The following is a 4964-nucleotide window of genomic DNA, read 5'->3' on the forward strand; positions in this document are numbered from 1 at the left end:
AAGGTTGTAGTACTGAACAATGAAAAAAACAAACAATCTGTCAGTGACAGAAATGAGTGAGAACTCAAACTTTTAATGAGAGTTTGATCCTGGCTCAGGACGAACGCTGGCGGCGTGCCTAATACATGCAAGTAGAACGCTGAAGGAGGAGCTTGCTTCTCTGGATGAGTTGCGAACGGGTGAGTAACGCGTAGGTAACCTGCCTGGTAGCGGGGGATAACTATTGGAAACGATAGCTAATACCGCATAAGAGTAGATGTTGCATGACATTTACTTAAAAGGTGCAAATGCATCACTACCAGATGGACCTGCGTTGTATTAGCTAGTTGGTGGGGTAACGGCTCACCAAGGCGACGATACATAGCCGACCTGAGAGGGTGATCGGCCACACTGGGACTGAGACACGGCCCAGACTCCTACGGGAGGCAGCAGTAGGGAATCTTCGGCAATGGACGGAAGTCTGACCGAGCAACGCCGCGTGAGTGAAGAAGGTTTTCGGATCGTAAAGCTCTGTTGTAAGAGAAGAACGAGTGTGAGAGTGGAAAGTTCACACTGTGACGGTATCTTACCAGAAAGGGACGGCTAACTACGTGCCAGCAGCCGCGGTAATACGTAGGTCCCGAGCGTTGTCCGGATTTATTGGGCGTAAAGCGAGCGCAGGCGGTTAGATAAGTCTGAAGTTAAAGGCTGTGGCTTAACCATAGTACGCTTTGGAAACTGTTTAACTTGAGTGCAAGAGGGGAGAGTGGAATTCCATGTGTAGCGGTGAAATGCGTAGATATATGGAGGAACACCGGTGGCGAAAGCGGCTCTCTGGCTTGTAACTGACGCTGAGGCTCGAAAGCGTGGGGAGCAAACAGGATTAGATACCCTGGTAGTCCACGCCGTAAACGATGAGTGCTAGGTGTTAGACCCTTTCCGGGGTTTAGTGCCGCAGCTAACGCATTAAGCACTCCGCCTGGGGAGTACGACCGCAAGGTTGAAACTCAAAGGAATTGACGGGGGCCCGCACAAGCGGTGGAGCATGTGGTTTAATTCGAAGCAACGCGAAGAACCTTACCAGGTCTTGACATCCCTCTGACCGCTCTAGAGATAGAGTTTTCCTTCGGGACAGAGGTGACAGGTGGTGCATGGTTGTCGTCAGCTCGTGTCGTGAGATGTTGGGTTAAGTCCCGCAACGAGCGCAACCCCTATTGTTAGTTGCCATCATTCAGTTGGGCACTCTAGCGAGACTGCCGGTAATAAACCGGAGGAAGGTGGGGATGACGTCAAATCATCATGCCCCTTATGACCTGGGCTACACACGTGCTACAATGGCTGGTACAACGAGTCGCAAGCCGGTGACGGCAAGCTAATCTCTTAAAGCCAGTCTCAGTTCGGATTGTAGGCTGCAACTCGCCTACATGAAGTCGGAATCGCTAGTAATCGCGGATCAGCACGCCGCGGTGAATACGTTCCCGGGCCTTGTACACACCGCCCGTCACACCACGAGAGTTTGTAACACCCGAAGTCGGTGAGGTAACCGTAAGGAGCCAGCCGCCTAAGGTGGGATAGATGATTGGGGTGAAGTCGTAACAAGGTAGCCGTATCGGAAGGTGCGGCTGGATCACCTCCTTTCTAAGGAAAAGGAACTGCGCATTGGTCTTGTTTAGTCTTGAGAGGTCTTGTGGGGCCTTAGCTCAGCTGGGAGAGCGCCTGCTTTGCACGCAGGAGGTCAGCGGTTCGATCCCGCTAGGCTCCATTGGTGAGAGATCACCAAGTAATGCACATTGAAAATTGAATATCTATATCAAATAGTAACAAGAAAATAAACCGAAAACGCTGTAGTATTAATAAGAGTTTATGACTGAAAGGTCAGAAAAATAAGGTTAAGTTAATAAGGGCGCACGGTGGATGCCTTGGCACTAGGAGCCGAAGAAGGACGTGACAAACGACGATATGCCTTGGGTAGCTGTAAGTAAGCGATGATCCAGGGATTTCCGAATGGGGGAACCCAACAGGTACTACCTGTTACCCGCATCTGTTAAGGATGTGAGGAGGAAGACGCAGTGAACTGAAACATCTAAGTAGCTGCAGGAAGAGAAAGCAAAAGCGATTGCCTTAGTAGCGGCGAGCGAAACGGCAGGAGGGCAAACCGAAGAGTTTACTCTTCGGGGTTGTAGGACTGCAATGTGGACTCAAAGATTATAGAAGAATGATTTGGGAAGATCAGCCAAAGAGAGTAATAGCCTCGTATTTAAAATAGTCTTTGTACCTAGCAGTATCCTGAGTACGGCGGGACACGAGAAATCCCGTCGGAATCTGGGAGGACCATCTCCCAACCCTAAATACTCCCTAGTGACCGATAGTGAACCAGTACTGTGAGGGAAAGGTGAAAAGCACCCCGGGAGGGGAGTGAAATAGAACCTGAAACCGTGTGCCTACAACAAGTTCGAGCCCGTTAATGGGTGAGAGCGTGCCTTTTGTAGAATGAACCGGCGAGTTACGTTATGATGCGAGGTTAAGTTGAAGAGACGGAGCCGTAGGGAAACCGAGTCTGAATAGGGCGCCTTAGTATCATGACGTAGACCCGAAACCATGTGACCTACCCATGAGCAGGTTGAAGGTGCGGTAAGACGCACTGGAGGACCGAACCAGGGCACGTTGAAAAGTGCTTGGATGACTTGTGGGTAGCGGAGAAATTCCAAACGAACTTGGAGATAGCTGGTTCTCTCCGAAATAGCTTTAGGGCTAGCGTCGACATTAGAGATTCTTGGAGGTAGAGCACTGTTTGGGTGAGGGGTCCATCCCGGATTACCAATCTCAGATAAACTCCGAATGCCAAAGAATTATGGTCGGCAGTCAGACTGCGAGTGCTAAGATCCGTAGTCGAAAGGGAAACAGCCCAGACCACCAGCTAAGGTCCCAAAATAATTGTTAAGTGGAAAAGGATGTGGGGTTGCACAGACAACTAGGATGTTAGCTTAGAAGCAGCTATTCATTCAAAGAGTGCGTAATAGCTCACTAGTCGAGTGACCCTGCGCCGAAAATGTACCGGGGCTAAAACAATTTACCGAAGCTGTGGATACCTTTATAGGTATGGTAGGAGAGCGTTCTATGTGTGAAGAAGGTATACCGTGAGGAGTGCTGGAACGCATAGAAGTGAGAATGCCGGTATGAGTAGCGAAAGACAGGTGAGAATCCTGTCCACCGTAAGACTAAGGTTTCCAGGGGAAGGCTCGTCCGCCCTGGGTTAGTCGGGACCTAAGGAGAGACCGAAAGGTGTATCCGATGGACAACAGGTTGATATTCCTGTACTAGAGTATGTAGTGATGGAGGGACGCAGTAGGCTAACTAAAGCAGACGATTGGAAGTGTCTGTCTAAGCAGTGAGGTGTGAATTGAGTAAAATGCTTAGTTCTGTAACATTGAGCTGTGATGGGGAGCGAAGTTTAGTAGCGAAGTTAGTGACGTCACACTGCCAAGAAAAGCTTCTAGCGTTTAAACATACTCTACCCGTACCGCAAACCGACACAGGTAGTCGAGGCGAGTAGCCTCAGGTGAGCGAGAGAACTCTCGTTAAGGAACTCGGCAAAATGACCCCGTAACTTCGGGAGAAGGGGTGCTGACTTTACGTCAGCCGCAGTGAATAGGCCCAAGCAACTGTTTATCAAAAACACAGCTCTCTGCTAAATCGTAAGATGATGTATAGGGGGTGACGCCTGCCCGGTGCTGGAAGGTTAAGAGGAGTGCTTAGCGTAAGCGAAGGTATGAATTGAAGCCCCAGTAAACGGCGGCCGTAACTATAACGGTCCTAAGGTAGCGAAATTCCTTGTCGGGTAAGTTCCGACCCGCACGAAAGGCGTAATGATTTGGGCACTGTCTCAACGAGAGACTCGGTGAAATTTTAGTACCTGTGAAGATGCAGGTTACCCGCGACAGGACGGAAAGACCCCATGGAGCTTTACTGCAGTTTGATATTGAGTGTCTGTACCACATGTACAGGATAGGTAGGAGTCTACGAGATCGGGACGCCAGTTTCGAAGGAGACGTTGTTGGGATACTACCCTTGTGTTATGGCCACTCTAACCCAGATAGGTGATCCCTATCGGAGACAGTGTCTGACGGGCAGTTTGACTGGGGCGGTCGCCTCCTAAAAGGTAACGGAGGCGCCCAAAGGTTCCCTCAGAATGGTTGGAAATCATTCGCAGAGTGTAAAGGTATAAGGGAGCTTGACTGCGAGAGCTACAACTCGAGCAGGGACGAAAGTCGGGCTTAGTGATCCGGTGGTTCCGTATGGAAGGGCCATCGCTCAACGGATAAAAGCTACCCTGGGGATAACAGGCTTATCTCCCCCAAGAGTTCACATCGACGGGGAGGTTTGGCACCTCGATGTCGGCTCGTCGCATCCTGGGGCTGTAGTCGGTCCCAAGGGTTGGGCTGTTCGCCCATTAAAGCGGCACGCGAGCTGGGTTCAGAACGTCGTGAGACAGTTCGGTCCCTATCCGTCGCGGGCGTAGGAAATTTGAGAGGATCTGCTCCTAGTACGAGAGGACCAGAGTGGACTTACCGCTGGTGTACCAGTTGTCTTGCCAAAGGCATCGCTGGGTAGCTATGTAGGGAAGGGATAAACGCTGAAAGCATCTAAGTGTGAAACCCACCTCAAGATGAGATTTCCCATGATTATATATCAGTAAGAGCCCTGAGAGATGATCAGGTAGATAGGTTAGAAGTGGAAGTGTGGCGACACATGTAGCGGACTAATACTAATAGCTCGAGGACTTATCCAAAGTAACTGAGAATATGAAAGCGAGAGGTTTTCTTGTTTTGAATAGATATTCAATTTTGAGTAGGTATTACTCAGAGTTAAGTGACGATAGCCTAGGAGATACACCTGTACCCATGCCGAACACAGAAGTTAAGCCCTAGAACGCCGGAAGTAGTTGGGGGTTGCCCCCTGTGAGATAGGGAAGTCGCTTAGCTTTA

General features: G+C 50.0%; 1 tRNA gene and 3 rRNA genes. All 4 read left to right on the top strand.

Annotated elements, in window-relative coordinates:
* Positions 1–71: 71 nt before the first annotated feature.
* A 16S ribosomal RNA gene (locus SMIDD28_RS10630) occupies positions 72–1617 on the top strand.
* 51 nt (positions 1618–1668) lie between these two features.
* A tRNA-Ala gene (locus SMIDD28_RS10635) sits at positions 1669–1741 on the top strand.
* Positions 1742–1866: 125 nt separating this feature from the next.
* Positions 1867–4768 (top strand): 23S ribosomal RNA (locus SMIDD28_RS10640).
* 76 nt (positions 4769–4844) lie between these two features.
* A 5S ribosomal RNA gene (gene rrf / locus SMIDD28_RS10645) occupies positions 4845–4960 on the top strand.
* Together the 16S, 23S and 5S rRNA genes with 1 tRNA gene alongside form the textbook arrangement of a ribosomal RNA operon.
* Positions 4961–4964: the final 4 nt, after the last annotated feature.

Source organism: Streptococcus mitis (assembly GCF_001579045.1).
GTDB classification, from domain to species: Bacteria; Bacillota; Bacilli; order Lactobacillales; family Streptococcaceae; genus Streptococcus; species Streptococcus mitis_D.